1 protein-coding gene is annotated in these 887 nt (G+C 55.9%); it reads right to left on the reverse strand.

All coding sequences use genetic code 11. The features are described from left to right. On the reverse strand, nucleotides 1-887 hold an 887-nt coding region (gene tuf / locus ACFQ14_RS14360), incomplete at its 3' end, for an elongation factor Tu (protein WP_377213448.1).

Consider the following 887-nt stretch of genomic DNA (forward strand, 5'->3'; position numbering starts at 1 on the left):
ACCGAACCAGGCTTACACAGAACCTGACCGCGCTCGACGTTTTCACGGTCGATACCACGGATCAGTGCGCCGATGTTGTCGCCTGCTTCCCCACGGTCGAGGAGCTTGCGGAACATTTCAACGCCCGTGCAGGTCGTTTTCTGCGTGTCTTTGATGCCAACGATTTCAATCTCGTCACCAACATTGATCACACCGCGCTCAACGCGACCCGTCACAACCGTACCGCGACCGGAAATCGAGAACACGTCCTCGATTGGCATCAGGAACGAAAGATCAACCGGACGCTCTGGCTGCGGGATGTAGCTATCAACAGCAGCCATCAACTCGCGAATGGCGTTCTCGCCGATTTCTGGATCGCGGCCTTCAACGGCTGCAAGAGCCGAGCCTTTGACGATTGGAATTTCGTCGCCGGGGAATTCGTAGGTGTCGAGCAGCTCGCGCACTTCCATTTCCACCAGTTCCAGAAGCTCTTCATCGTCAACCTGATCAACCTTGTTCAAGAACACGACAAGTGCCGGCACGCCGACCTGACGGGCAAGCAGGATGTGCTCGCGGGTCTGGGGCATCGGGCCATCGGCTGCGGAGCAAACCAGAATACCACCATCCATTTGCGCAGCACCGGTGATCATGTTTTTCACATAGTCAGCGTGGCCGGGGCAATCGACGTGGGCGTAGTGACGGGCATCCGTCTCATACTCAACGTGAGCGGTCGAAATGGTGATGCCGCGGGCTTTCTCTTCCGGCGCACCATCAATCTCGTCATACGCTTTAAAGTCGCCAAAATATTTCGTAATCGCCGCCGTCAGCGTCGTCTTGCCATGGTCAACGTGACCAATCGTGCCGATGTTACAATGCGGCTTGGTGCGTTCAAATTTTTCCTTAGCCAT

The sequence above is a fragment of the Pseudahrensia aquimaris genome (assembly GCF_042676045.1).
GTDB lineage: Bacteria > Pseudomonadota > Alphaproteobacteria > Rhizobiales > Rhizobiaceae > Pseudahrensia > Pseudahrensia aquimaris.